The organism is Streptomyces xanthophaeus, from assembly GCF_000725805.1.
GTDB classification, from domain to species: domain Bacteria; phylum Actinomycetota; class Actinomycetes; order Streptomycetales; family Streptomycetaceae; genus Streptomyces; species Streptomyces xanthophaeus.
Genome location: NZ_JOFT01000013.1, coordinates 84939 through 109454, shown reverse-complemented (window position 1 = coordinate 109454; position 24516 = coordinate 84939). Strand labels below are relative to the sequence as shown.

Here is a 24516-nt window from a genome sequence, read left to right as displayed (position 1 = left end):
ATGAGCACCCCCACCACACCTCAGCCCCCTGCCCGCCCCCGCCTCGGCGTGTTCAAGTTCGCCTCCTGCGACGGCTGTCAGCTCACTCTCCTCGACTGCGAGGACGAACTGCTCGGCATCGCCGCCGAACTGGAGATCGCCCACTTCCTGGAGGCGTCCAGCGAAGCCGCGCCCGGCCCGTACGACCTCGTGCTCGTCGAAGGGTCGGTCAGCACACCCGAGCACGTGGAGCGCATCCGGCGCATCCGCGCCGAAGCCCGCCACCTCGTCACCATCGGGGCCTGCGCCACGGCGGGCGGCGTACAGGCGCTGCGCAACTACGCCGATGTCGAGGGGTACCTGGCGACCGTCTACGCCCGCCCCGACTACATCGAGACCCTCGCGACCTCCACGCCGGTCTCGGCCCACGTACCCGTCGATTTCGAACTGCGCGGCTGTCCCATCGACCGCGGTCAGCTCGTCGAGGTCATCACCGCGTTCCTCGCCGGACGCAAGCCCGCCATCCCGAACCACAGCGTCTGCTTCGCCTGCAAACGGCGCGGCAACGTCTGCGTCACCGTCGCCCACGGCACACCCTGCCTCGGCCCCGTCACCCACGCGGGCTGCGGGGCCCTGTGCCCGACCTACGGGCGCGGCTGCTACGGCTGCTTCGGGCCGGCCGGAACCACGAACCTTCCCGCGCTGGTTCCGCTCATGCAGCGTGACGGGATGAGCGAGGAGGACATCGGCAGGTTCCTGCACACCTTCAACGTGACCGCCTTCACCGCCGTGGAGGAGCAAGGACAGCCCGGCGTGACCGATGCTGAAGGACCGGGATGAGCGATCCCACGCCCCGGTACCAGGAGCTGCGCATCCCCTCACTCGCCCGTGTGGAGGGTGAGACCGCACTGCACCTGAGGATCCACGACGGCACGGTCACCGAAGCACGGCTCAAGATCTACGAGCCGCCGCGGTTCTTCGAAGCCTTCCTCCGGGGCAGAGCCCACACGGAGCCACCCGACCTCACCTCCCGCATCTGCGGGATCTGCCCCGTCGCCTACCAGATGAGCGCCTGCCGTGCCATCGAGGACGCGTGCGGCATCGTCGTCGACGGACAACTGGCCGCCCTGCGCCGACTGCTGTACTGCGGCGAATGGATCGAGAGCCAGACACTGCACATCCACATGCTGCACGCACCGGACTTCCTCGGCGAGGACGACGTGATCGGTCTCTCCCGCTCCCATCCCGAGCACGTCGAGCGGGGACTGCGCCTGAAGCAGACCGGCAACGCCGTGGTCGAACTGCTCGGGGGCCGGGCCATCCACCCGGTCAACGTCCGGATCGGCGGCTTCCACCGCGCTCCGACCCGCGCCGAACTCCGTCCCCTGGAAGAACGGCTGCGCACGGCCCTCGACGACGCCTGGGACACGGTGCGCTGGGTCGCCGGCTTCGAATTCCCGGACGCCGAGTGCACGGCCGACCTGCTCGCCCTCGCCGAGACCGGCACCTACGCCATCGAGTCCGGTGTCCCCAGCGTGCTCCCGTACGACGCGACGCTCCCGCCGTACGGCTTCCCCCTGCCGGACTTCAGCGACCACGTGGCCGAGGAGCAGGTCTCCCACTCCACCGCACTCCACTCCCGGCTGGACGGCCGAAGGCACCTCACCGGCTCCCTCGCCCGCTGGGCGGTCAGCGGCCACCTGCTGTCCCCACTGGCTCTGGAAGCCGCACGGGAGGCCGGACTGGGTGACCCCCCGTCACGCGCCGGTGCCGGACGGGGAGCGGTCTGCAGGAACCCGTACCGAAGCATCCTCGTCCGGGCGGTGGAAGTCCTGTACGCGGTGGAGGAGGCCCTGCGGATCATCACGGAGTACGAGCGTCCGCCCGGCCCGTGCGTGGAGGTGCCGGCCCGGGCCGGCACCGGGCACGGTGCCACGGAGGCACCACGCGGCCTGCTCTACCACCGCTACGCGCTCGACGACGGGGGGCGTGTCACGGACGCCCGCATCGTGCCGCCGACCGCCCAGAACCAGGGCGCCATCGAGGAGGACCTGCGCCGGCTGGTCCAGGCCGGGCTCGATCGGGGCGAGGCGTCAGAGGCCGAGCTCACCCGGCTGTGCGAGCGGGCCGTCCGCAACCACGACCCGTGCATCTCGTGCTCGGCCCACTTCCTGGAACTGGACGTCGAGCACATTCGGTGATCGCGCCCAGGCGCGACCTCACCGGCCGGGACCGCCTCCGGCTCCAGCGCACTGCGGGAAGGCTGCATGTGCTCCCCGGATGACATACGGCCGTGCGCTCGGCGCGTTGGCACAGATGCGTCATCGAGTACCGCTTACGGTCGCTTCACGGCTACCGGCGCCAGCGCGGGGACGACAGGGCTCCGGCCGGCCGGAACCGGACACCTCACCGCCCTTCCAGTCACTACCAGACGGAGCAGTCGGCATGGAGCCAGTCGTCACCGTGGGCCTCGACGGCTCACCCGAGAGCCTCGCCGCCGCCCGTTGGGCCGCTGACGAAGCCGACCGCCGCAGACTCACCCTGCGACTGCTGCACGCGTGGCCCCTGCTGACGCCGGAACCGGTCCACATCCCCTCCGAGATGGACCAGAACTACTGGGCGAAGCGGATCGTGCACCACGCGAAGGCGGAGCTCCAAGCTCGCCACCCGGGCCTGACCATCGTCGGCAACCTGGTCGCCGAGGACGCTCAGGAGGCGCTGCTGAAGGCGTCGGCGGAGTCCGAGATGACCGTGCTCGGTTCGCGAGGACTGGAGCCCGTCGAGAGCTACTTCCTGGGCGACGTCAGCATGCCCGTCGTGGCACGGGCCGAGCGGCCGGTGGTCCTGGTGCGCGCCGGGACGCGCGAAGAGGGTCCGCCGTCCGCTCCGGGCGCCTCGGGCGCCGTGGTGGTGGCCCTGAAACTGCACGGTCCGTGCGACGACCTGCTCGCGTTCTCCTTCGCCGCCGCCGCGGCACGAGGCGTTCCCCTGCAAGCCGTCCACGGCCGAAGCATGCCCCTCCACGCTCACGTTCCCTGGGGCACGGACCACGACGTGACCGAAAAGATCAGGCAGGACGCGCAGAAGCTCCTGAGTGACGCTCTCCGCCCCTGGCGCGAGAAGTTCCCGAGCGTGCAGGTGACTTCCGGTATCGGTCTTGAAAGCCCGACCAAGGTCGTGGTCCGGACTGCCAAGGACGCAGGGCTGCTGGTCGTCGGCCGACGCAGGCATCGTCCCGCGCTGGCACCTCCATTGGGTTCCGTGGCCACCGCCGCGATCCATCACGCGCGCTGCCCCGTCGCCGTCATTCCCCATGACTGAGCCGAGCCACAGCGAGGAGCCACCGGTGCCGGCGCACCGCACCGACGCGTCCGCGCTCCGGACCGGCACCGGCCTCGATGTCCCGCCGCTCCCGCGGGCAGAGGTGTGCGAGACGCACACCGCGGTCCTGTTCTTCGTCGGTGACCGCGCCTACAAGCTGAAGAAGCCGGTCGACCTGGGATTCCTCGACTACACGACCACAGCGGCCCGGCGGACCGTCTGCGAACGGGAGATCGCCCTCAACCGTCGCTTCGCTCCCGATGTCTACCTGGGGCTGGGCGAATTTCGCGGACCGGACGCCGACACGTCCGAACCCCTCGTGGTGATGCGTCGCATGCCGGCGGAACGCCGGCTGTCCCGGCTCGTGAATGAAGGCGCCGACGTCGACGACGTCCTGCGGTCCGTCGCACGCCTGCTCGCCTCCCGTCACGCGGACGCGCCCCGCGGCCCGGACATCGACGAGCAGGGCAGGCGGGACGCGCTGTCCGCACGCTGGGAAGCGAGCTTCACGCAGGTCAGGGGACTGACCGAAGAAGGTGGCCTGCTCGACGGGGTGGAGGAGGTGGAGCGCCTGGTGCGTCGCTATCTCGCAGGCCGCGAGACGCTGTTCGACGCCCGGATCGAGCAGGGACGGGTCGTCGACGGCCACGGCGACCTGCTCGCCCAGGACATCTTCTGCCTCGACGACGGCCCCCGCGTCCTGGACTGTCTGGAATTCGACGACCGCCTCCGCTACGTCGACGGCCTCGACGACGCGGCCTTCCTCGCCATGGACCTGGAGCAGACGGGTGCCCCGGAGGCCGCGGCGCTCTTCCTCGCCCAGTACGGCGAGTACTCCGGCGACCCCGCACCGCCGTCCCTGTGGCACCACTACGTCGCCTACCGCGCGTTCGTCCGGGCCAAGGTGTCCCTGATCCAGGCAGCTCAAGGCGCCCGGGGCGCGGAGGCGGCAGCACGGCGCCTGGTCACCACGACGCTGCGCCACCTGCGCACTTCCGCCGTCGGCCTGACCCTCGTCGGCGGCCTCCCGGGCAGCGGGAAGTCCACGCTCTCCGGCGCCCTGGCCGATCGTCTGGGCGTCACGCTGCTCAGCAGCGACCGCCTGCGCAAGGAGCTGGCAGGCATCCCGGCGGAGGAATCCGCGGCCGCCGGCTACGGCGAGGGGCTGTACACGCCCGAGTGGACCGCGAGGACGTACGCGGCCCTGCTCGACCGGGCGTCCGTGCTGCTCTCACGGGGCGAGTCCGTCGTACTCGACGCCACCTGGTCCGATGCCGCACAACGCGAGGCCGCTCTGCGCATGGCCGAACGTACCAGCGCCGACCTGGTGGCCCTGCACTGCCAGGCCCCGGGCGACGTGTCGACGGCGCGCCTGACCACCCGCGCCCCCGGAGCGTCCGACGCCACCCCTGAGGTGGCCGAGGCCATGGCTGCCGCGGAACCGCCGTGGGAGGAGGCCGTCCCCGTCGACACCGGCGGCCCCTTGGAGGTCGCGGTCGTCCAGGCGATGGCGGCCGTACGCCCTTACGGCTCCGGCCAGGCCCCGGTCTTCCGCCGCCCTTACATGGAGCCGGATTAAGGAGAACGGCGAAGCCGCGTGCAGGGGCGCGCCCGCCGCAACGAACGTACCGGCGAGAGTTCGATCTTGGGCTTCACCGGATGTCCAGTACCTCGGCAACGGGGCGTCGGGGCGTCACGGGACCCTGCGGTCCGTAGCCGATCCTGATCACCATCTGGACGTGGGTCATCGCCGAGCCCGGATCGCGCACCGTCCAGCGGAGCGCGGGCCATTCGAGCGGCTGCGAAGTCATGGACGTGACCAGTCCGTCGGCGGTGGCTTGAAGGAGAACCCGCTGCAGGGCCTGTCCTGCCCGTAGCCAGTCCTCGGGCCCGTCACCCGCAGTGCCCAGCAGCACGATGTGCGGGTTCTGCTCGAAGGCGGCCCACCCGCGCCCCGGAACGGGCCGGGAGCGACCGAAGTCGCGCACGACCCCACCACGACCCGAGTGCTTCGGGCCGAATGCGTCCACGGGGATCCCGTCGGGACGGGTCCGCTCCTCTGGTGTGCCGGCATGGGTCCACGCCTTCGTCTCCGCCGTCATGGCGGGATCCATCTCCTCACGGTGCTCGGAGTCGTGCACCAGGCCCAGAACGGTGTCGGTGTGCCAGGCGTCCGGCACGGCCAGGCGACACCCTTCGAGAAGAGCGGCGGCTCGCAGACCGTCCAACAGCGCCGGAGGGATCTCCTCCTCCGCGAAAGGAAATCGGCTGGAGTGGCGTTGCCGAACGGCTGGATGGAGAGTTCCAAGATCCCTGTCCGTCGGCCCGGGTTCCCGGAGGTCGGCAGCGATCAGCAACCACGGATCGTCCGGGTCGGGCAGCAACCGTACGCCTGTGCCCCAGCCTGCCGCGGCTGCGGACACCCGTAGGTTGAACAGGGCGGCGGCGCAGCCCAAATGGAGGGCGCGGTGGTCCGGGTCGCCATGTGGCATGACACGGTCCGGGTCGCCGTACAACTCGATGAGCCCGGAAGCCGGTCGGTAGAGGAACTTCCATGGCTGGGCGTTGTGCATGGACGGAGCCGTGACTGCATCCTCGATGAGCGGAACGATCTCTGCCGGGTTCGGAAGCGATGCGGTCATGGGACTTTCCTGCCTGTGCGGTGGGCCTCATGCGTGTGCGACGACGGCGACCGGCGAGACCGCGTGGTGCATCACGGCGTGTGTGACGGGGCCGATGTGAGTGCCGAATGCGGAGCGGCGGACACGGCGGCCGACGACGACGAGGGCGGCGGCGGAGGCCGCGTCGAGGATCTGAATCGCCGGCTGGCCGAGGGTGGCCCGGGAGTCGACCCGCAGCGAAGGATATTTCTCGTGCCAGGGGCGGATCATCTCGGCCATCGTGGTGGTGATGCCGTTGGCCATTTCCTGCTGGACCCCCGGGTCGAGAGCCGGTGCGTAGCTGAAGACGGGCGGTGGCGACCAGCCGTGGATGATCACGAGCGGGCAGTGGCGGTGGGACGCCTCCTCGAAGGCGAAGGCGAGCAGCTTGTCACAGGGCCGGTGGATGTCCACGCCGACCACGATGGGCCCACGGTCGCGGGCACCGTCCGGCGGATTGCCCGCGCGGTCCACCGACCGGACCAGTACGACGGGGCGCGCGGCCTCGGTGACGATGGCGAAGCCGGTGGACCCGACGAGGAACCCGGCGACGCTGCCGAGCGCGCGCGAGCCGAGTACGAGCATGTCGGAGTCCTCGGCGGCGTGCGTGAGCGCCACGGAAGGCAGTCCGCTCACTCGGCGGGTGCCGACCTTCAACGACGGATGCACGCGGCGCACGTCTTCGGCGGTGTCGCGGAGGACGGCCCCGGCCCACCGCCGACGGTCCTCGGTGGTCGTGACGGGAAGGGGAGGGTTCTCCAGCCATTCCTCTGCGTGGACCAGGTCCAGGGAGGCACCGCGGAGCTCGGCTTCATGGGCTGCCCAGCGGGCAGCCGCCGTGCTTTCCGAGGACCCGTCGAGGCCGACCGTCACTCGGTTCGCCATGGTCTCCCACTCCTTCTGCAGGGGGCGGCGCTCACCGCGCTGACTCAAGCCTGCCCGCCCGACGGTCTCCCGTGGAGGGGCCGGTCGGTCCCCCGTGGGACCGACCGGCCCCGTCTCCGGTGCGGTGGACGGAGGCGAGGTCTGGGGCCTTGATCAACCGGCGTCGGTCACGTCGGACGGGCTGCTGGCCGGCCCGGCGTCCGGCCGTAGCTCGTCGCCGCCCGCCTCTAGGCGGATCGGCGGTTGCTTCAGGCGGAATCCGTGTCGTCGATGGCGTAGCCGAGACGTGAGGTGACGGACACCACGCCGTCCACGGTCCGGCAGAGGCGTTCGATGAGTGGGATGAGGCTTTTGTAGTCGACCGTTCCTTGCAGCTCGACCCGGCCGTCGGTGACGCCCACGGTGATGGCCGAGGGGCTCTGGCGCAGGCTGAGGTCGAGCACGTCACCCATGATCTCGTGACGGATGTCCTCGTCGTCCCGGAGGAAGATCCGCAGCAGGTCCCGTCGGCTGACGATACCGATCAGTACGTCCGATTCGTCCACGACCAGGAGCCGTTTGACTCCTTGGGCCTCCATCAGCCTGGCGGCTTCGGCGACGGTCCAGTCCGGTCTGGCGCACACGGGAGGCGAGGACATCAGCTCCTCGGCGCGCGTACCCGCAGCCTTGTCCTCCTCCCAGGTCTCCCGTTCGGGAAGTGACCGGAAGTAGTCGCTCTGGCCTGCGGATTTCGGCAGCAGGTCCCGTTCGGAGATCACGCCGAGCGGGTGGCCGGAACGGTCGACGACAGGTACGGCCGACACCTTGTGTTCCGTCAGGGTGCGGGCGATCTCCTTGAACGGAGCGTTGTTGCGGACGGTGACGACCTCGCGGGTCATCAGTTCTCCGACTTCCCGATGCTTCATGCTCTTCTCCTACCGCTCGGTGGGCGTCCGTGCGCCGGCCGGCACGTCGTCCTGCTCGTGGTCGAGCCGGTTGACCACGTCCACGACGCCGTCGACGCTCTGACACAGGCGCAGCACGATGGGGACCAGGCTGCGCCGGCTGACGGTGCCGCTGAGGGTCACCAGCCCGTCGTCGACCTCGACCGTCAAGGACGACGGGCTGAGCCCGAGGGTGTGGGTCAGGACGTCTTCGAGGATCTCCTCCTGGATCGCGTGGTCCCTGCGCAGGAAGAGCTGAAGCAGGTCGCTGCGGCTCAGGATGCCGATCAGCCGGCCGGCGGCGTCCACCACGGGCAGTCTCTTGACCCGGCGCCCCCGCATGACCCGCGCTGCGCGGACCACGCTCCATTCGGTCTGTGCGGTGACGGCGGGGCTGGTCATGAGATCGGCGGCGGTGTTCGCGCCGCTGCCGGAACTGCGCTCGCGGAGCAGGTCGGCTTCGGAGACGACGCCCACGGGACGTTCGGCCTCGTCCACCACGGGCACGGCGGAGATGTCGAACTCCTTGAGGAGCCTGGCGATCTCCTTGAACGGGGTGCCCCGCTGGACGCTGACGGCCGTCGGGGTCATCAGGTCGGCGACGCTGCGGTGCCTCATCGTCGGCCTCCTTCACGCGCGGACTTCGGCGTCGAGGCGCACGGCCGTGACGTCCACGACCCCCGGTACGGTGCGCGCGACGCGCACCAGCACGTGTTTGAGGGCCGGGTCCGGGACGGAACCGTCCAGGTGGACGATGCCGTCGGCCACATGGACCTGGACCGTGGCCGATCCGGCGGGGATGAGCTCGGCCATGATCAGCTGGCGGAGCTCCTCGGCGATGTCCGCGTCCGGGCGGAGGTAGATCTTGAGGAGGTCGCCGCGGCTGACCACGCCGATGAGGCGGCCGTCGCCGTCGACGACGGGGAGCCGCTTGAGGTGGCCGCGGGCCATCAGGCGGGCGGCGCCGGGGATGGTGGCGTCCTTGGTCACGGTGACCGCGGGTACGGTCATCAGCTGCCCGGCGGTGACCGCGCGGGACTCGTCCGCGCCCTGGGCCTTGAGCAGCAGATCCGCTTCGGACACCACGCCGGCGACCCGTCCGTCCTCTGACAGGACGGGCAGGGCGCTGATCCGCCACTGCCGCATGGCCTCCACGATGTCCTTGAACGGTGTTCCGCGGTCGACCGAGATGACGGCATGGGTCATCACGTCGTCGACGGTGCGCAGGTGCTTCATGATTCCTCCAGAGCGGCGTCCTCATAGGTCCGAGCGTCCACGTTGTCGCCCGTCGGCGGTAGGGCCGCCAGGGGGCGACCTGGGGCTGGTCGGCCCTGTCGCACCGCCGTCCGGTCGTGCTTTCACGAAAGCGGCGGAGAGAGCCCCTGAGGGGATGCGGCGAAGCGGCCGGCGGCCGTGCACCGCACGATCGGGATCCGCGAGAAGCGGGCGGGCTCTTTCCGCCTTTTGCCGTGCGGGTCAACGGGCGGCTCGGTGCGGATCGGCGATGGGGGCCATGTCGTCGATCGCGTAGCCGAGTGCCTGGTCCACGCTGACGACCCCGTCGACCGACTGGCACAGTCGTTCCACGACCGGAATGGCGGACCGGTCCTCGACCTGGCCGCTCAAGGAGACGACCCCGTCGCGTACGGTCACCGTCACGCCGCCGGGTGTCATCCTGAGGGTCCGGCCCAGCACGTCGTCGACGATCTCATCGCGGATGGCATCGTCGCGACGCAGCAGGGGACGCAGCAGGTCGGTACGGCTGACGATGCCCACCAGGGTTCCGGTCTCGTCGACCACCGGCAGACGCTTCACGCCCCGCTCGTGCAGGAAGCGGGCCGTTTCGACGATGCCCCACTCCGGCCGGGCGGTCAGGACGGGGGCGGACATCAGATCGCCGGCGGTCCGGGCATCCATGGAGGAACGGCCCGTGGGCGCCGGACTGCGGAGGGGATCACGCCCTTGGGCGTCGGGCAGGCCGGCTTGCCTGCGGAGGAGGTCGGCTTCGGAGACGATGCCGATGGGGCGGTGACGGGTGTCCACGACGGGCAGGGCGGAGACCCCGTTGTCACCGAGGCTCCGAGCGACCGTTTTGAGTGATGCCTCGGGGTCGGCCGTAGCCACGCTCCGGGTCATGACGTCTGCGACAGTGCGGTGAGACATGGTCCGATCTCCCTTGCGAGTGGGGCCGTCAGTCGTGAGCTATGACCGCTACGGGGGCGGCGGCGTGGTGCAGGACCGCATGAGCCACGGAGCCCAGGTGCGCCCCCAGAGGGGAGCGGCGCAGACGGCGGCCCACCACAACGAGGTCCGCGCCCGCTGAGGCCCGGACGAGCTGGTCGTCCGCGGGCCCCATGAACGCCTCGTGGGTGACGCTCAGGGACGGGAACTTGTGCCGCCACGGCATCAGCATGTCGTCGAGCATCACGGTGACGCTCCGGCCGACCTCCCGCTCGTTCTCCGGGTCGAAGAAGGGGGCGTACTGATACATGGAAGGCATCTTCCAGGCGTGGACCGCACGCAGGGCGCAGCCACGACGGGCGGCCTCTTCGAAGGCGAAGGCGAGGACCCTGTCCGCTGCCTCGTGGATGTCGACACCCACGACGATCTCCCGGTACCGGGTGGGTGCCGACTCGTCGGGGGTGTCCGACATGCGTACGAGCGCCACCGGCGTCTCCGTGGCCACGAGCGTCGACAGGCTCACCGAGCCGATGAGGAAGCCGGCCAGGCCTTTCACCCCGCGGGAGCCGAGTACGAGCAGCCCGGCGTCGGCCGCCTCCGCGGCCAGGGCCGCCGCCGGCCTGCCGGAGAGGCATCTCGTCGAGACCTCCAGGCCGGGATGCCGGCGTCGCACGTCCTCCAATGCCTCGGTGAGCGCCTCGTCGGCCCAACGGTCGGCCACTTCGCGGCCCGGCACCGGTACCGCAGGACTGATCAGCCAGTCGACGGCGTGGACGAGCCGCAGCGGCACTTCGCGCAAGGCTGCCTCCCGGGCGCCCCAGCGGGCCGCGGCCCGGCTCTCTGGAGAGCCGTCCACGCCGACGGTCACATGGTGCTTCATGGTCAGAACCTCCTCGGGCGGCGCGGGGCCGCGGTCCTCTTCCAGCGTCGCCTGCGGCGCGACGACCGAGGAGGGGCCGAGTGGCCCTCTACAGGGCCGACCAGCCCCCGCTGCTTCACGGAGGTGCGCGAGGCGACGCGGTCCGCGCCGGCCGTCCAGGGCCGTGGCCTGCCACCGGCTGCCGGCCGACGGCCTCGTATCCGGTGTTCAGCCCGCCTCCAGGGAGCCCGTACAGCCGGATCGGTCCCGGTCCCGAATGAACCGGTACCGGACGTCGCGGTCACAGGGACATCCCGAGGGCGCTGCGGTGCTGAGGGGTGATCTGGGAGTCATCGATGCGGGCCGTCAGACGGGGGGCGACGGCGACCACACCGTCCAGCTGGTTGGTGAGGCGGATCAGGACCGGAATCTGGCTCTGTTTCTCCAGTCGGCCCTCCAGGGTCACGATGCCGTCCACCACATGGACGGTGACCACGTCCGCGCCGAGCCCCAAGGTGTCCACGAGTATGTCCGCGACCACGCGGTGTCGTATCTCCGAGTCCGGTCGCAGGAAGAGCCACAGCAGGTCACGTCGGGTGACGATGCCGACGAGGCGGTCCTCGTCGTCCACGACCGGCAGCCGCTCGACGCTCCTGCGGGCCATCAGCCGGGCGGCTCCTGCCGCGGTCTCGTCCGCGTGGACCGTGACCGCCGGCGCGGACATGACCTCACCGGCGGTGAAGGTCGCCTCGGACGGGAACGCGGCTCCGCCTCGGCCGGCATCGGGCTCTTCGCCCATCGGGGGGTGATCGGCGGCGGCGCGGCCGATCAGGTCGCTCTCGGAGACGACGCCGAGCACCCGGTCGTCGTCGTCGAGGACCGGCAGTCCGCTGATGTCGTGCTGAGCGAGCAGCTTGGCGACATCCTTGAAAGGGGTGGACGTCAGGACCGAGACGACCTCGTCGGTCATCAGGTCTCCGACCTTGATGTGCTTCATGAGACACCTCCTGCCGTCACAGCCATCCACCCGGACGGGAAGGCCATAGGACGCCATGACCACGATCCGCCGAATGCCACGGGAGGAGGAGGGCCGAACGGTCCGGAGCCGGGCCCGATCGGACCCGTGCCGCACGCGGGGCACAGCTTCGCGAGGCTCCCTGAGGCTGCTGCACGTGTGGGCGGCGGGCGGCAGCCGCTGCCCGGCGGTGTGCCTCCCGCGAGGGCCCTGCCCTGCCGGAAGGCCAGACGGTCTCCCGGGCCCTGCGCAAGGGGGATGGGCCCATCGGCCCTGCTCGCGCCCCCGACCGGCCCATGCCCGGACGACAAGGGCCGACGGACAGTGAGGACACGGGGGACATGCCACCGAGTGCCATGTCCCGGACCATCGCAGCAGGAGCGTGAACCATGTTCGGGTACGACCACGGAATGGGCGGATGGGGCTGGTTCGTCATGTCGTTCAGCATGGTTCTCTTCGTGGCCCTGGCCGTCGGGGCAGTCGTTCTGTTCCTCCGCAGCGTCGACCGTTACCCCTCGGGCCCGACGCAGCCCCCGGCTGCGCCCTCCGCCAGGCAACTGCTCGCCGAACGCTTCGCCCGAGGCGAGATCGACGAAGAAGAGTACGAACGAGGTCTGACCGCACTGCGGGCGCACGGGCCGGGTCAAGGCCGGCCGGGACCGCGAGACAGCTGAACCCGGTCGGGGCCACTTCACGTCACGTCCGGCTCCCGGCCGCGGGGTCGGGCCGACCGGTCCCTCGAGGCCTGGCTCGCAGGCGTTCGGCGGACACGTTCACAGCCGGTCAATTGTGGACGGATCCCGGTCATTCCGGAGTGCGGTTTTCGGCCGCGTGGTCCGATGTACCTTCTGCGGGATCCGGCGAGTGCGAGGCGCAGCATGGCAGCGACGACCGAAGAGCCCTTCAGGGCTCTGCTGGAAGCGGCACCGGACGCGATGGTGATCGTGGACGACGCCGGGGTGATCCGCCTGGTCAATGCCCAGACCGAGGCCCTGTTCGGCTACCCCCGGAAGGAACTCCTGGGGCGCCCCATCGATGTGCTGGTGCCCGAGCGGTTCCGTGGTCAGCATCCGCGCCACCGGCTCGGCTACGCGGCCAGCCGCCAGGTCCGCCCGATGGGGGCGGGGCTGGAACTGTACGGTCTGCGCCGCGACGGGCGCGAGTTCCCCGTGGAGATCAGCCTGAGCCCGCTGGAGACCCCCGAGGGCCTGCTGATCTCGGCTGCCGTGCGGGACGTCAGCGAGCGCCGGGCCGCCGAGGAACGGTTCCGGGCCCTGCTGGAGGCGGCCCCCGACGCGATGGTGATCGTCGACGAGAGCGGCACCATCCAGCTGGTCAACGCCCAGACCGAGGCGCTCTTCGGCTATGCGCGCGAGGATTTGCTCGGGCGGCCCGTCGAGGTGCTCGTACCCCACCGGTTCCGCGGCCACCACTCCTCCTTCCGCGACGGCTACTTCGTCAACCGGCAGGTCAGACCCATGGGCGCGGGGCTCGAGCTGTACGGCCTGTGCCGGGACGGGCGCGAGTTCCCGGTCGAGATCAGCCTGAGCCCCCTGGAGACCCCCGACGGGACGCTCGTCTCCGCGGCCATCCGCGACGTCACGGAGCGCAAGGCCGCCGAGGAGATGCTCGCCCGGCTCTACGAACAGCAACGCCACGTCGCTCTCACCCTCCAGCGCAGCCTCATGGGCTCACCGCCGGACGTGCCGGGCATTTCGACCGCGAGCCGCTACTTTCCCGCCCGGCAGGGGGCCGGGGTGGGAGGGGACTGGTTCGACCTGATCCCGCTGGGCGGCGGCCGGGTCGGCGTGATGATCGGCGACGTGATGGGACGCGGGCTGGATGCCGCCGCTGTCATGGGGCAGCTACGGTCCGCCTCGCACGCCTTGGCGAAGACCGGAATGCCGCCCTGGCAGCTGATGCGCGCCCTCGACGCCGTGGTCAGCGAACTCCCGGACCAGTTCGTCACCTGCTGCTACCTCGTCGTGGACGCGGACGCGGCCGAGATAACCGTCTGTTCGGCCGGACACCTGCCCGTCCTGCTGGCCGCCCCCGGCGGCGAGGTGGACCGGTTGCCGGTCGAGGTGAGCGTACCGCTCGGGGTCGGTGAGGTACCCCACCACGAGAGCCGGCACGCGGTCGCGCCGGGCTCGGTGCTGGCGCTCTACACGGACGGACTGGTGGAGACGCCCGCCGGCGACATCGAAGGGCAGGTCGACGGGCTCGCCGCGGCGCTGGAGAAGGGCCTCGCGACGGCCGGATCCCTGGAGGCCGTGGCAGACCGGTTGCTGGCCGATCTCCTCCCGGACGCCGACGACAACGCGGACGACGTCACCCTGCTCCTCGTGCGCATCCCCGAGACCCCGGCCACCTCGCGGTCCGTCGTCCTGGACGCCGCCCCGAGCAGTGTCGCCGAGGGCCGCCGCTTCCTGCGCGCCACCCTTGAGGCCTGGGGCAAGGACGACGAACACCTGCGGGAGACGGCCTGTCTGCTGGCATCCGAGCTGCTCTCCAACGCCGTCCGCCACGGCAGCGGGCCCCTGCGGCTCCGGCTGCGGCAGGCCGGTCGAGAGCTGGGCGTCGAGGTCTGCGACGGAAGCCCGGTGCTTCCCCAGGCCCGCTTCGCCGCCCCGGACGCGGAATCGGGCCGGGGGCTGCTCCTGGTCGACTCCCTCGCCAGCTCCTGGGGCACGCTGCCGACGGCGGAGGGCAAGGCGGTCTGGTTCGCCCTGCCGCTGCCGCCCCCGCGTCGCTGACGGCGAGCGTCATCCGGCGGCCGGGCGGCTCAGTACGGCCAGGCCCAGTCGGCGATCTCCGGCAGGTCGGTGCCGTGCTCGCGGATCCAGTCGTGGTGGCGGATGCGCTGGTCCGCCATCGTCTGGCGGAGCCCCTCGGCCCGGCCGGCGAGGCCGGGGACGCGGTCGATGACGTCCATGACGAGTCGGTAGCGGTCCATGTCGTTGCGCACGACCATGTCGAAGGGGGTGGTCGTCGTGCCGGACTCCTTGTACCCGCGCACATGCAGGTTCGGGTGACCGGTACGGCGGTAGGCCAGGCGGTGGATCAGCCACGGATAGCCGTGGTAGGCGAAGATCACCGGCCGGTCGGTGGTGAAGAGAGCGTCGTACTCGGTGTCCGTCATGCCGTGCGGGTGTTCCTCGTGGGGCATCAGCCGGGCGATGTCGACGACGTTGACGACCCGGACGGCCAGCCGGGGGAGGTGTTCGCGCAGCAGGGCCGAGGCGGCCAGCACCTCCATGGTGGGAACGTCGCCGGCGCAGGCGAGTACGACGTCCGGCTCGCGGGAGCCGTGGTCGGTGCCCGCCCACTTCCACACGCCGGCGCCGCGCGCCACGTGGGTGCGGGCCCCGTCCATCGGCAGCCAGTCGAAGCAGGGCTGCTTTCCGGCGACGATGACGTTGACCCGGTCACGGCTGCGCAGGGCGTGATCGGCCACGGCGAGGAGGGTGTTGGCGTCCGGCGGCAGGTAGACCCGCACGACCTCGGGGCTCTTGTTGAGGACGTGGTCGACGAATCCGGGGTCCTGGTGGGAGAAGCCGTTGTTGTCCTGGCGCCAGACGTGCGAGGTGAGCAGGTAGTTGAGGGAGGCGACCGGGGCCCGCCAGGACAGTTCGCGCGAGGTCTTCAGCCACTTGATGTGCTGGCCGACCATGGAGTCGACGATGTGCGCGAAGGCTTCGTACGTGGAGAAGACCCCGTGGCGGCCGGTGAGGAGGTAGCCCTCCAGCCAGCCCTGGCAGACGTGTTCGGACAGGATCTCCATGACCCGGCCGTGCCGGGACAGATCGCGGTCGGTGGCCTCCGTGATGCCCTGCCAGGCCTTTCCGGTCGCCTCGTACAGGTCGTCGAGGCGGTTGGAGGCGGTCTCGTCAGGTCCGACGACCCTGAAGTCCCGCCGCTCGGCGGTGTCGTGCATGATCCGGGTGAGGAAGCGCCCCAGCACGCGGGTCGGTTCGTGGAGGGTGCTGCCCGGCTTCTCGACGGGGACGGCGTAGGCATCGAGCGACGGCATCGGCAGCGGCCGCAGCAGCCGGCCTCCGTTCGCGTACGGGACGGCGCCCAGGCGGCGATGGCCCTCGGGGACGCAGGCGAGGACCCGTGCGGTGGGGCGTCCCTCGGCGTCGAAGAGCTCCTCCGGCCGGTACGAGCGCATCCAGCCCTCCAACTGCCTGAGGTGTTCGGGGTTCTCGCGCACCCCGGCCAGCGGGACCTGGTGAGCGCGCCACGTGCCCTCGACCGGGTCGCCGTCGACGGTCTCCGGGCCGGTCCAGCCCTTGGGGGTGCGCATGACGATCATCGGCCAGCGCGGGTGTTCCCGGCGGGGACCGGTGGCGCCGGAGCGGAACTCGCGCTGGATGAGGGCGATGCGGTCGAGGGCGTGCTCCATCGTGCGGGCCATGGCCCGGTGGACGAGGGCGGGGTCGCTGCCCGTGACGTACAACGGGTCGTGGCCGTAGCCGCGCAGCAGCGCGTCGAGCTCTCCCTCGGGGATCCGGGACAGCACCGTCGGGTTCGCGATCTTGTAGCCGTTCAGATGGAGGATCGGCAGAACGGCGCCGTCGTGGACCGGGTCGAGGAACTTGTTCGAATGCCAGGACGCGGCCAGCGGCCCCGTCTCCGCCTCACCGTCGCCGATCACGCAGGCGACCAGCAGGCCGGGGTGGTCGAAGGCGGCCCCGTAGGCGTGGGACAGGGCGTACCCCAGCTCGCCGCCCTCGTGGACGGAGCCGGGCGTCTCCGGTGCCACATGGCTCGGTACGCCGCCGGGGAAGGAGAACTGCCGGAACAGCGTGGCCATGCCCGCAGCGTCCCGCGTGATGCCGGGGTAGGTCTCGGTGTACGTGCCCTCAAGCCAGGAGTTGGCGAGGACCGCGGGTCCGCCGTGGCCCGGACCCCAGACGCACAGGGCATCGAGGGACCGCTCCTTGATCGCGTGGTTCAGGTGGGTGTGCACGAGGTTGAGGCCGGGGGAGGTGCCCCAGTGGCCGAGGAGCCGGGGCTTGATGTGCTCCGGACGCAGGGGTTCGGCCAGCAGCGGGTTGTCCATGAGGTAGATCTGGCCCACTGCCAGGTAGTTGGCGGCGCGCCAGTGGGCGTCGAGCTCCGAGATGGGGTACGCGGTCATGTCCGCTCCTCCGTGCGGCGGTCCGGAACGTTCGTCGACTGAGCCGATGGCGACACCCTGCCCCTGCACCGTCTCCTTCGCGAGGGGAGGACCGGCCCTCGGGGAGGGACTGTCGGCCCCTGTGCGGCACGGACCGTCGCGGCGAGGGTGGTTTCAGCGGCGCCGGTTCCCCCGGCCGGTGCCGCTCCCCCTGCCGGCCGACCCCGATGCCCTGGCATCAGCACGGAGGACAGACCTGTGAAGCGCACCCTCGTCGTCGGAGTGGACGGATCCCCGGAAAGCCGGGCCGCGGCCGACTGGGCCGCTCGCGAAGCCGTACGGCGCGACCTGCCCCTGCACGTGGTCCACGCCTGGCTGTGGCAGCCGCTCGCACTCCCGCTCGTCCAGGACCGCAGCACCGAAGCCCGGCGCGCCGAGGACACCCTGAGGGAGGCCGAGGGAGAGCTCACCCAGCGGTACCCGGGGCTCACCGTCACCGCGGAGGTGCTCTCCGACGCGGCGGTGCCGGCTCTGCTGCATGCCGCCAAGGGAGCGGAACTGCTCGTTCTCGGTACCCGCGGGCACAGCGCCCTGGTCGGCTTCCTGCTCGGCTCGTACGGTCAGCAGGTGATCGCCGCCGCGGAGTGCCCCGTGGTCTCCGTGCGTTCCGCGCACGGCAGGCCGGTGGCCCTGCCGGAGCTGGGCGAGGTCGTCGTGGGCCAGCAGGGCGGCGTGGAGGAGTCCGCCGAGGTGCTGCGCATCGCCTTCGAGGCGGCCGCCGTACGCAAGGTCCCGCTCCGCGCGGTCCGCGCCTGGAGCCTGCCCCCGGTCTACGGCTACAGCCCCGGATCGCTCTGGATCGCCGACCAGTTCGGAGGTCTGGAACCGTACGAGAAGGCGGCGCTGGAGCAGGCGCTGGAGCCGTGGAGGCTCAGGTACCCGCAGGTGGAGGTCGTCGAGCACGTGGAACAGGGCAGCGCCGGCCACGTCCTGCTGACCGCATCGTCGGACCCGCAGCTCCTTGTCGTCGGCCGCAAGGTGCGCGAGTCGTCGGTGGGCACGCGCATCGGATCCGTGGCCCATGCGGTCCTGCACCACTCGGCCTGCCCGGTCGCGGTGGTCCCGCACCCCTGACCGGGCCGGGGGAGCGGGAAGGGGCGGGGGCGGGGTGCGTGACTGTACGGTGCACCCCGCCTACCGGCACGGCATCCGCTATTCGGCGGCCGCGGCCGGATGCCGGCTCGGAGGGGTCAGCGCGTGACTGGCGATGACGGCGGCCTGGACCCGACGCTCCACTCCGAGTTTGATGAACAGCCGCGAGATGATGTTCTTCACCGTCTTCTCCGCAAGGTACATCCGCTTGCCGATCTCCCGGTTGGTGAGTCCCTCGCTGACCATGACGAGGATCTCCTTCTCCCGGTCGGTGAAGCCCGGGAGGCCGGGGACCTGCTCCTCCTTGGGTACGTCGCCGCGCATCCGGGCCATGAGCCGGGTCGTGGCCCCCGGGTCCAGCATGGACTGACCGGACGCGACGGTACGGACGGCAGTGACCAGGTCGGTGCCGGTGATCTGCTTCAGGACGTAGCCCGAGGCCCCCGCCATCACGGCGTCCAGCAGCGCCTCCTCGTCGTCGAACGACGTGAGCATCAGGCAGGCCAGCTCGGGCATCCGCGAGCGCAGCTCCCGGCACACGCTCACCCCGTCGCCGTCCTGAAGCCGGACGTCCAGCACCGCCACCTGGGGGCGCAGCGCGGGAATGCGGATCAGCGCCTGTTCCGCCGTGCCCGCCTCGCCGATCACGGTCAGGTCGGGCTCGGCGTCCAGCAGGTCGTGCACCCCGCGGCGCACGACTTCGTGGTCGTCGAGCAGGAAGACCGTGATCGGCGTCTTCGCAGAGGTGAGGGCACCGCTGTCGGTCATGACACAACTCCTTCGCTGGGTTCGTCCTGGGAGCACGAACACCGGCATCCTGCCCCTCCGACGGGCCGAACGGCCAGGGCCGATCGGCCCTCATCGGCCCGTACGCGGATCGGCGGCGTACCGGTCGGCCCTCCGAAGAGGGACCTTCGGCCCTGCCCGGAGGGCCTGCCGGACCTTCCCGAGTGCACTCGGCACCGGATGAACTGATGACGCACGGGGAACGGCGCGACTCGACGGAGCCGCAAGCAGCGCGGAGGATCCCATGACGACCGCCTTGATCGACCTGAGGACCATCGCACGTGATGATCGCGGTCTGGGAGTCACCCTGTCCGGGGAGCTCGACTTCTTCACGGCGGAGCAAGTGGAGCTGCGCCTCCACGAACTCGCACGAGCCGGCCATCGGAACCTGATTCTGGACCTGCGCCGCCTCACTTTCTGCGACAGCGCCGGAATCGACCTCTTCGTGCGTCTGAACCGTCGCTGTCGTGCCTCGGGAACGCGGCTCCTCCTCTGCGACGTACCGCCGCCGGTGGTCAAGTCCATGCGGGTGCTCGGTGCCGACCGAGACCTGCGGCTCGTCGTCACGTGATCGCGGTGCCGTCCGCATCCGGAGCCTGATGTGGACCGTTCGGCCCTGGTTCCCTCACCGGGTCGAGAGGGAGGCTGGTGAATCGAAAGCCGTACGGACCGATTTGGTACTCGACGAAGGCGCGCATCATGGACCAGGACGGCACACAGTGCGCCGACAGCCGGGTCCGTGATGCGTCGCCTGCCCGGCGCATGCGGGAGCTGGAGAGGGCTGAGGCGCTCCGGCTGGTGGCGACGGTGTCCCTGGGACGCATCGTCTTCACGCAGCACGCGTTGCCCGCCGTCCGCCCGGTCAACCACCTCGTCGAGGACGGGGACATCATCGTGCGGATCCACGACGACGGTGCGCTCGCCTCCCTTGTGGCACCCGTCGGCGTTCCCGGTGTGGTGGTCGCCTACGAAGCGGACGCCATAGACCCCGACACGCACCTCGGATGGAGCGTGGTCGTCACCGGATACGCGAGCCCGGTGGCAGACGCCGGCGAGGCGGACCGCTATGCGGAACTTCTGCGCCCCTGGGTGGCGCGGCCCATGGCCGGCGCTCTGCGGATCCGCCCCGACCTCGTCACCGGATTCAGGCTGGAGGCGGTGGGAACGCAGCCCGCGCCGGTCGCCCGCCGGGATCGGTCGTGACCGTGGCGTCAGCTCCCGGTGGGCAGCGGCGCCCGCCAGACGAGCCTGCTGCCTCCCTCATCGGGTGCATCGACGGTGAAGGTCCCGCCCAGGGCCTCGGCCCGCTCAGCGAGGTTGAGCAAGCCGCTCCTGCGTCCCTGCGCAGGAATGCCCCTGCCGTTGTCCGAGACGGTCAGCGTGATCTCCCCCGGTCCGGCCTTGAGGACGACACCGACCCGGGTCGACTGCGCGTGGCGGACCGCGTTGCTCAGGAGTTCGCCGAGCACCGCCATGACGTGGTCGGCGACGTGCGGCGGCACGTCCGTGTCGAGCAGGCCCTCCATGCTCAGACGCGGCGGGTGTCCGAGGGCGGTGGCCGCGTCGCCGACGGCACGGGCAGCACGCGCCCGCAGGCCGGGTCCGCTCTCGCGGTCCTTCGTACGGAGCCCGAAGATCGTCGACCGGATGATCTTGATGGTCTCGTCCAGATCGTCGACCGCACGACCGACCCGCTCCGCAGCCCCCTCGTGCTCGACCAGGCGAGCGGCACTCTGCAGCGTCATCCCGGTGGCGAAGAGCCGCTGGATGGCGAGGTCGTGCAGGTCGCGGGCGATCCGGTCACGCTCCTCCAGCAGGGCGATCTGCTCGGCGTCCCGTCGCCGCTCCGCCAGCTCCAAGGCCAGCGCCGCCTGACCGGCGAACGCGACGAGCGGCTCCAGTTCCCCTTCGCCGAACGCCGGCCCTCCCACCGGGCGGGCGAGCAGCAGGACACCCCTGCTCGCTCCGGCAGCGGTGCCCAGCGGGACCGCCACGGCAGGTCCGAGCCCGTCCTGCACCTGGACATCGGCGGGATACCGGTCGTCGTCGGAGGCGTGCAGGGACGCGACGGACCGGCCGGTCCGGTGCGCGGCTCCCGAGAGCGTTCCCGTGAGGGGGACGACGAGCCCCTGCCGGGCTTCGCTGTCCGCTCCGACCGCGAACTCGACGACCAGGCCCTCGGCTCCGGCCACCGGCATGGAGATGTCCGCGAGCCGCGCCGCGGTGATCTCCTGGGCACGGCGGGCGATGAGCTCCAGCACCGCCGGGCGCGAACTGCCGGACAGCAGGCTCTCGGTGATCTCCGCGTTCGCCCTGAGCCACCGCTGTTGGCGCTGCGAGCTCTCGTAGAGCCGCGCGTTGTCGATCGCCACGCCCGCCGCCACGGAGAGGGTGGAGATGACCGTCTCGTCCTCGGTGTCGAAATCGATCCCGCCGCGCTTGTCGGTGAGGTAGAGGTTGCCGAAGACCTCGTCGCGGACCCGGATCGGGACGCCGAGGAACGTGCGCATGGGCGGGTGGTGAGCCGGAAAGCCGTAGGAGGAGGAGTGCGCGCCGAGGTCGGTGAGGCGCAGGGGCTCCGGGTGGTGGATGACCTCCCCGAGCAGGCCGTGGCCGGCCGGCAGGGGGCCGATCTCGGCGATCTCCTTCTCGGTGAGTCCGACCGTGAGGAACTGCGAGAGAGTCCGTCCGTCGGGGCCGATGACGCCCAGCGCGCCGTAGTCGGCGTCGACGAGCAGCGCCGCCGCCTCCACGATCCGCCGGAGCACCTGGGCCAGATCCAGCTCCCGCCCGACCGACATGACGGCCTCCAGGAGGCTGTGCACCCGGTCGCGGGTGCCGCGCACCGCGTCGATGCGCACCTGGAGTTCGTCGAGCAACTCGTCCAGCCGCATCCGCGGCACCTGAGTCAACGGATCCCCCACACTCACGCGCTTCCCCTCCGTCTGCCTGCCCCGTCCGGGGGACAGCGTATCGACACGCCCCGGCCCCGGGGGGCGTCGTTGCGCGCGGACGCCTGCCCTGACTGACTTGATCGCGGCACCGGACAACGACGAGGAGGAAACGGCCATGAGCCTGAAGAGGACGGTCTACGAGAGTGAGCTGCTGCGGCTCCAGACGGAGTTGGTCAAGCTTCAGGAATGGACGCGGGCACGGGGTGCCCGGCTCGTCGTCGTCTTCGAGGGCCGGGACGCGGCCGGCAAGGGAGGCACGATCAAGCGCGTTGCCGAACACCTCAACCCCCGCGTCGCCCGCATCGCGGCTCTGCCCACTCCGACGGAGCGGGAGCGCACCCAGTGGTACTTCCAGCGGTACGTCGAGCACCTGCCCGCCGCCGGCGAGATCGTCCTGTTCGACCGCAGTTGGTACAACCGTGCCGGCGTGGAACACGTCATGGGATTCTGTACGCAGGCCGAGCACCAGCGCTTCCTGCGTCAATGCCCTGTCTTCGAGCGCATGCTGGTCGAGGACGGGATCCTGCTCCGCAAGTACTGGTTCTCCGTGAGCGACGCGGTCCAGGAGGAACGCTTCCGCCGCCGGGCCCAAGACCCGCTGCGGCGGTGGAAGCTCTCTCCGATGGATCTGGAATCCCTCACCCGCTGGGAGTCGTACTCGCGGGCCAAGGACGAGATGCTCGTCCACACGGACACCGCCGACGCCCCGTGGTACGTCGTCGAGAGTGACGACAAGCGCAGCGCCAGGCTGAACATGATCGCCCACCTGCTGTCCTCGGTCCCTTATGCGGACGTGGCCCTGCCCTCGCTGACCCTGCCGCCCCGTCCCGCTTCCACGGGCTACGAGCGCCCGTCCAAGGAGCTGCAGACAGCCGTACCCGACCACGCGGCCACGCTCGGGAACGGCTGAGGTGCGGAGAGTGGCCGGCGGATACTGTAGGGGGCACCATCCGTGAGGAGACCGATGTCCGGGCGTGGAAGATCGTCCTTCCTGCCGCACGGCCTCCAGGGGTACGAGCGGTCCTGGCTCGGGCGGGACGCGCTCGCCGGCGTCACCGTCGCCGCCTACCTGGTGCCGCAGGTCATGGCGTACGCCGCCGTGGCCGGGCTCCCGCCGGTCGCGGGACTCTGGGCCGTGCTGCCCGCGATCGTGCTCTACGCCCTGATCGGGTCCTCGCGGCTGCTGTCGGTCGGACCCGAGTCGACCACCGCGCTGATGACCGCCGCCGCCGTCGGGCCGCTCGCCGGCGGGGACCCGGGCCGGTATGCCGTGCTCGCGGCCGCTCTCGCGGTGGTCGTAGGCCTCCTGTTCCTGGTGGCCTGGGCCGTGCGGCTGGGATTCCTCGCGGATCTGCTCTCGCGGCCCGTACTCGTCGGCTACCTGGCCGGGGTTGCCCTGATCATGGTCGTCGACCAGCTGCCCAGGCTCACCGGAGTGCGCACGACGGGCGCGGACTTCCTGCCGAAGCTGTACTCCTTCGTCATGAACGCCGGGCACGTCCACTGGCCGACCGCCTGCCTGGCTCTGGCCGTCCTCGCCTTGCTCTTCGTCCTGCCGGGGCACTGGCCTCTCCTTCCTCGCCCCCTGCTCGCCCTGGTCCTCGGCACCGCCGCGGTGGCCGCGTTCGGACTCGACCACAGGTACGGGATCCCCGTGATCGGAGCGGTACCCTCCGGGCTGCCGCTGCCGGGGCTTCCACCGCTCGGCGACCTGACCCAGCTGGTGGTCCCCGCGCTGGGTGTCCTGCTCGTCGGATACTCGGACGTGATCCTGACCGCCCGGGCCTTCGCGTCCCGGGCGGATCCGCGGTCGCTGGAACCCAATCGCGAACTCCTGGCTCTGGGGGCGGCGAACCTCGGAGCGGGTGTCCTCCACGGGTTCCCCGTCAGCAGCAGCGCCAGTCGGACCGCCCTCGCCCAGTCCTCGAAGGCCAGGAGCCAGGCCTACTCCCTCTTCGCCGCGCTCGTGGTGCTGCTGGTCCTGCTCTTCCTGGGTCCCCTCCTGGCCCACACGCCGAGTGCCGTGCTCGGCGCCATCGTCGTCTATGCCGCGGTCCGGCTGGTCGAGGTCAGTGAGTTCCGACGCCTGGCGGCCTTTCGCCGGCGCGAGCTGCTGCTGGCCGTGGGATGCCTCGTGGGCGTGCTCGCCCTCGGCATCCTGTACGGCGTCCTCGTCGCCGTGGCGCTGTCCGTCGCGGAGCTGCTGGCCCGCGTGGCGCGTCCGCACGATGCGGTGGAGGGGATGGTCCCCGGGCTCGCCGGCATGCACGACGTGGACGACTACCCGACGGCGCGGACCGTTCCCGGGCTGCTGATCTACCGCTACGACTCGCCGCTGTTCTTCGCCAACGCGGAGAACTTCCGCCGCCGGGCCCTGGCCGCCGTCGACGAACAGGAGCCCGCGGCCCGGTGGTTCGTCCTCAACACCGAGGCGAACGTCGAGGTGGACATCACCGCCATGGACGCCGTGGACGCACTCCGCCAGGAACTGGAGCACCGCGGAATCGTCTTCGCTCTGGCCCGGGTCAAACAGGATCTCCGCGAGGACCTGGACGCGTACGGGCTCACCGCCTCGGTGGGCGCGAGCAGGATCTACCCGACCCTGCCCACCGCTCTGGAGGCCTACCGTGCCTGGAGCCGGGAAGCCGGGACCGAGCAGGCCTGAGCCGACCTGGG

At 71.0% G+C, this 24516-nt stretch carries 22 protein-coding genes; 11 read left to right on the top strand and 11 right to left on the bottom strand.

Annotation, left to right across the window (positions count from 1 at the left end; translation table 11 throughout):
• The 4 genes from IO30_RS0108285 to IO30_RS0108270 all read left to right on the top strand — a co-directional run bounded on the left by IO30_RS0108285 (position 1) and on the right by IO30_RS0108270 (position 4879).
• On the top strand, positions 1-819 hold the full coding sequence (locus IO30_RS0108285; RefSeq protein WP_031140815.1) for an NADH-quinone oxidoreductase subunit B family protein: 819 nt from the start codon (positions 1-3) through the stop codon (positions 817-819).
• Positions 816-2180: a Ni/Fe hydrogenase subunit alpha gene (locus tag IO30_RS0108280; RefSeq protein ID WP_031140813.1), complete on the top strand. Its 1365-nt coding sequence runs from the start codon at positions 816-818 to the stop codon at positions 2178-2180. The genes IO30_RS0108285 and IO30_RS0108280 overlap by 4 nt, the downstream gene beginning before the upstream one ends.
• Before the next feature lie 244 nt (positions 2181-2424).
• Positions 2425-3300 carry a universal stress protein gene (locus IO30_RS0108275; protein ID WP_031140811.1) on the top strand — a complete coding sequence of 292 codons (876 nt, stop codon included), beginning with the start codon at positions 2425-2427 and terminating at the stop codon, positions 3298-3300.
• A gap of 103 nt (positions 3301-3403) precedes the next feature.
• A complete protein-coding gene (locus IO30_RS0108270; RefSeq protein WP_031140810.1) occupies positions 3404-4879 on the top strand; it encodes a bifunctional aminoglycoside phosphotransferase/ATP-binding protein in 1476 nt (491 codons plus the stop codon).
• A gap of 73 nt (positions 4880-4952) precedes the next feature.
• Here IO30_RS0108270 and IO30_RS0108265 read toward each other — a convergent pair whose 3' ends face one another.
• The 8 genes from IO30_RS0108265 to IO30_RS0108230 form a co-directional block, all read right to left on the bottom strand.
• Positions 4953-5942: an Acg family FMN-binding oxidoreductase gene (locus tag IO30_RS0108265; protein ID WP_031140808.1), complete on the bottom strand. Its 990-nt coding sequence runs from the start codon at positions 5940-5942 to the stop codon at positions 4953-4955.
• Positions 5943-5969: 27 nt separating this feature from the next.
• Entirely contained in the window at positions 5970-6845 is an 876-nt protein-coding gene (locus IO30_RS0108260; RefSeq protein ID WP_031140806.1) for a universal stress protein, read from the bottom strand.
• A gap of 248 nt (positions 6846-7093) precedes the next feature.
• Entirely contained in the window at positions 7094-7750 is a 657-nt protein-coding gene (locus IO30_RS0108255; RefSeq protein ID WP_031140804.1) for a CBS domain-containing protein, read from the bottom strand.
• Between the two features lie 9 nt (positions 7751-7759).
• On the bottom strand, positions 7760-8386 hold the full coding sequence (locus IO30_RS0108250) for a CBS domain-containing protein (RefSeq protein ID WP_031140801.1): 627 nt from the start codon (positions 8384-8386) through the stop codon (positions 7760-7762).
• Between the two features lie 12 nt (positions 8387-8398).
• The gene (locus IO30_RS0108245; RefSeq protein WP_031140799.1) at positions 8399-9004 is read right to left on the bottom strand and encodes a CBS domain-containing protein; all 606 of its coding nucleotides are present in this window, start codon (positions 9002-9004) and stop codon (positions 8399-8401) included.
• Between the two features lie 240 nt (positions 9005-9244).
• Entirely contained in the window at positions 9245-9931 is a 687-nt protein-coding gene (locus tag IO30_RS0108240) for a CBS domain-containing protein (protein WP_031140797.1), read from the bottom strand.
• Positions 9932-9959: 28 nt separating this feature from the next.
• Positions 9960-10829: a universal stress protein gene (locus IO30_RS0108235; RefSeq protein WP_031140795.1), complete on the bottom strand. Its 870-nt coding sequence runs from the start codon at positions 10827-10829 to the stop codon at positions 9960-9962.
• Between the two features lie 280 nt (positions 10830-11109).
• Positions 11110-11805, bottom strand: coding sequence for a CBS domain-containing protein (locus tag IO30_RS0108230; RefSeq protein ID WP_031140793.1), 696 nt, complete (start codon positions 11803-11805; stop codon positions 11110-11112).
• Positions 11806-12212: 407 nt separating this feature from the next.
• Between IO30_RS0108230 and IO30_RS0108225 the strand changes: the two genes are divergently transcribed.
• Together IO30_RS0108225 and IO30_RS43180 are read left to right on the top strand one after the other, a co-directional pair.
• The gene (locus IO30_RS0108225; RefSeq protein WP_031140791.1) at positions 12213-12497 is read left to right on the top strand and encodes an SHOCT domain-containing protein; all 285 of its coding nucleotides are present in this window, start codon (positions 12213-12215) and stop codon (positions 12495-12497) included.
• A 204-nt stretch (positions 12498-12701) separates the two neighbouring features.
• A complete protein-coding gene (locus IO30_RS43180; RefSeq protein WP_107065057.1) occupies positions 12702-14579 on the top strand; it encodes a PAS domain S-box protein in 1878 nt (625 codons plus the stop codon).
• 29 nt (positions 14580-14608) lie between these two features.
• On the opposite strand, the gene IO30_RS0108210 is transcribed toward IO30_RS43180, so the two are convergent.
• The gene (locus IO30_RS0108210; protein ID WP_031140789.1) at positions 14609-16969 is read right to left on the bottom strand and encodes a phosphoketolase family protein; all 2361 of its coding nucleotides are present in this window, start codon (positions 16967-16969) and stop codon (positions 14609-14611) included.
• Positions 16970-17206: 237 nt separating this feature from the next.
• On the opposite strand from IO30_RS0108210, the gene IO30_RS0108205 reads away from it, so the two are divergent.
• Positions 17207-18082, top strand: coding sequence for a universal stress protein (locus tag IO30_RS0108205; protein WP_031140788.1), 876 nt, complete (start codon positions 17207-17209; stop codon positions 18080-18082).
• Positions 18083-18160: 78 nt separating this feature from the next.
• On the opposite strand, the gene IO30_RS0108200 is transcribed toward IO30_RS0108205, so the two are convergent.
• Positions 18161-18868 carry a response regulator gene (locus IO30_RS0108200; protein ID WP_037893482.1) on the bottom strand — a complete coding sequence of 236 codons (708 nt, stop codon included), beginning with the start codon at positions 18866-18868 and terminating at the stop codon, positions 18161-18163.
• Between the two features lie 262 nt (positions 18869-19130).
• Here IO30_RS0108200 and IO30_RS41780 point away from each other — a divergent pair, with 262 nt between their 5' ends.
• Together IO30_RS41780 and IO30_RS0108190 are read left to right on the top strand one after the other, a co-directional pair.
• The gene (locus IO30_RS41780) at positions 19131-19457 is read left to right on the top strand and encodes an STAS domain-containing protein (protein ID WP_051859136.1); all 327 of its coding nucleotides are present in this window, start codon (positions 19131-19133) and stop codon (positions 19455-19457) included.
• 128 nt (positions 19458-19585) lie between these two features.
• Positions 19586-20089 (top strand): pyridoxamine 5'-phosphate oxidase family protein, encoded by a 504-nt coding sequence (locus IO30_RS0108190; protein WP_031140782.1) that lies wholly within the window; start codon positions 19586-19588, stop codon positions 20087-20089.
• 8 nt (positions 20090-20097) lie between these two features.
• Here the strand turns inward: IO30_RS0108190 and IO30_RS0108185 are convergent, their stop codons facing one another.
• Positions 20098-21780, bottom strand: coding sequence for a sensor histidine kinase (locus tag IO30_RS0108185; RefSeq protein ID WP_051902040.1), 1683 nt, complete (start codon positions 21778-21780; stop codon positions 20098-20100).
• 175 nt (positions 21781-21955) lie between these two features.
• On the opposite strand from IO30_RS0108185, the gene ppk2 reads away from it, so the two are divergent.
• Both ppk2 and IO30_RS0108175 read left to right on the top strand, forming a co-directional pair.
• The gene (ppk2, locus tag IO30_RS0108180) at positions 21956-22750 is read left to right on the top strand and encodes a polyphosphate kinase 2 (RefSeq protein ID WP_031140778.1); all 795 of its coding nucleotides are present in this window, start codon (positions 21956-21958) and stop codon (positions 22748-22750) included.
• A gap of 54 nt (positions 22751-22804) precedes the next feature.
• Complete coding sequence (locus tag IO30_RS0108175; RefSeq protein ID WP_031140776.1) at positions 22805-24505, top strand: SulP family inorganic anion transporter; 1701 nt, start codon at positions 22805-22807, stop codon at positions 24503-24505.
• Positions 24506-24516 lie beyond the last annotated feature (11 nt).

Bases quoted from the DNA above. Each gene is read 5' to 3' on its own strand.
- IO30_RS0108285 (WP_031140815.1), top strand. From the start codon at position 1: ATGAGCACCCCCACCACACCTCAGCCCCCTGCCCGCCCCCGCCTCGGC.
- IO30_RS0108280 (WP_031140813.1), top strand. From the start codon at position 816: ATGAGCGATCCCACGCCCCGGTACCAGGAGCTGCGCATCCCCTCACTC.
- IO30_RS0108275 (WP_031140811.1), top strand. From the start codon at position 2,425: ATGGAGCCAGTCGTCACCGTGGGCCTCGACGGCTCACCCGAGAGCCTC.
- IO30_RS0108265 (WP_031140808.1), bottom strand. From the start codon at position 5,942: ATGACCGCATCGCTTCCGAACCCGGCAGAGATCGTTCCGCTCATCGAG.
- IO30_RS0108260 (WP_031140806.1), bottom strand. From the start codon at position 6,845: ATGGCGAACCGAGTGACGGTCGGCCTCGACGGGTCCTCGGAAAGCACG.
- IO30_RS0108255 (WP_031140804.1), bottom strand. From the start codon at position 7,750: ATGAAGCATCGGGAAGTCGGAGAACTGATGACCCGCGAGGTCGTCACC.
- IO30_RS0108250 (WP_031140801.1), bottom strand. From the start codon at position 8,386: ATGAGGCACCGCAGCGTCGCCGACCTGATGACCCCGACGGCCGTCAGC.
- IO30_RS0108245 (WP_031140799.1), bottom strand. From the start codon at position 9,004: ATGAAGCACCTGCGCACCGTCGACGACGTGATGACCCATGCCGTCATC.
- IO30_RS0108240 (WP_031140797.1), bottom strand. From the start codon at position 9,931: ATGTCTCACCGCACTGTCGCAGACGTCATGACCCGGAGCGTGGCTACG.
- IO30_RS0108235 (WP_031140795.1), bottom strand. From the start codon at position 10,829: ATGAAGCACCATGTGACCGTCGGCGTGGACGGCTCTCCAGAGAGCCGG.
- IO30_RS0108230 (WP_031140793.1), bottom strand. From the start codon at position 11,805: ATGAAGCACATCAAGGTCGGAGACCTGATGACCGACGAGGTCGTCTCG.
- IO30_RS0108225 (WP_031140791.1), top strand. From the start codon at position 12,213: ATGTTCGGGTACGACCACGGAATGGGCGGATGGGGCTGGTTCGTCATG.
- IO30_RS43180 (WP_107065057.1), top strand. From the start codon at position 12,702: ATGGCAGCGACGACCGAAGAGCCCTTCAGGGCTCTGCTGGAAGCGGCA.
- IO30_RS0108210 (WP_031140789.1), bottom strand. From the start codon at position 16,969: ATGACCGCGTACCCCATCTCGGAGCTCGACGCCCACTGGCGCGCCGCC.
- IO30_RS0108200 (WP_037893482.1), bottom strand. From the start codon at position 18,868: ATGACCGACAGCGGTGCCCTCACCTCTGCGAAGACGCCGATCACGGTC.
- IO30_RS41780 (WP_051859136.1), top strand. From the start codon at position 19,131: ATGACGACCGCCTTGATCGACCTGAGGACCATCGCACGTGATGATCGC.
- IO30_RS0108190 (WP_031140782.1), top strand. From the start codon at position 19,586: ATGGACCAGGACGGCACACAGTGCGCCGACAGCCGGGTCCGTGATGCG.
- IO30_RS0108185 (WP_051902040.1), bottom strand. From the start codon at position 21,780: ATGCGGCTGGACGAGTTGCTCGACGAACTCCAGGTGCGCATCGACGCG.
- ppk2 (WP_031140778.1), top strand. From the start codon at position 21,956: ATGAGCCTGAAGAGGACGGTCTACGAGAGTGAGCTGCTGCGGCTCCAG.
- IO30_RS0108175 (WP_031140776.1), top strand. From the start codon at position 22,805: ATGTCCGGGCGTGGAAGATCGTCCTTCCTGCCGCACGGCCTCCAGGGG.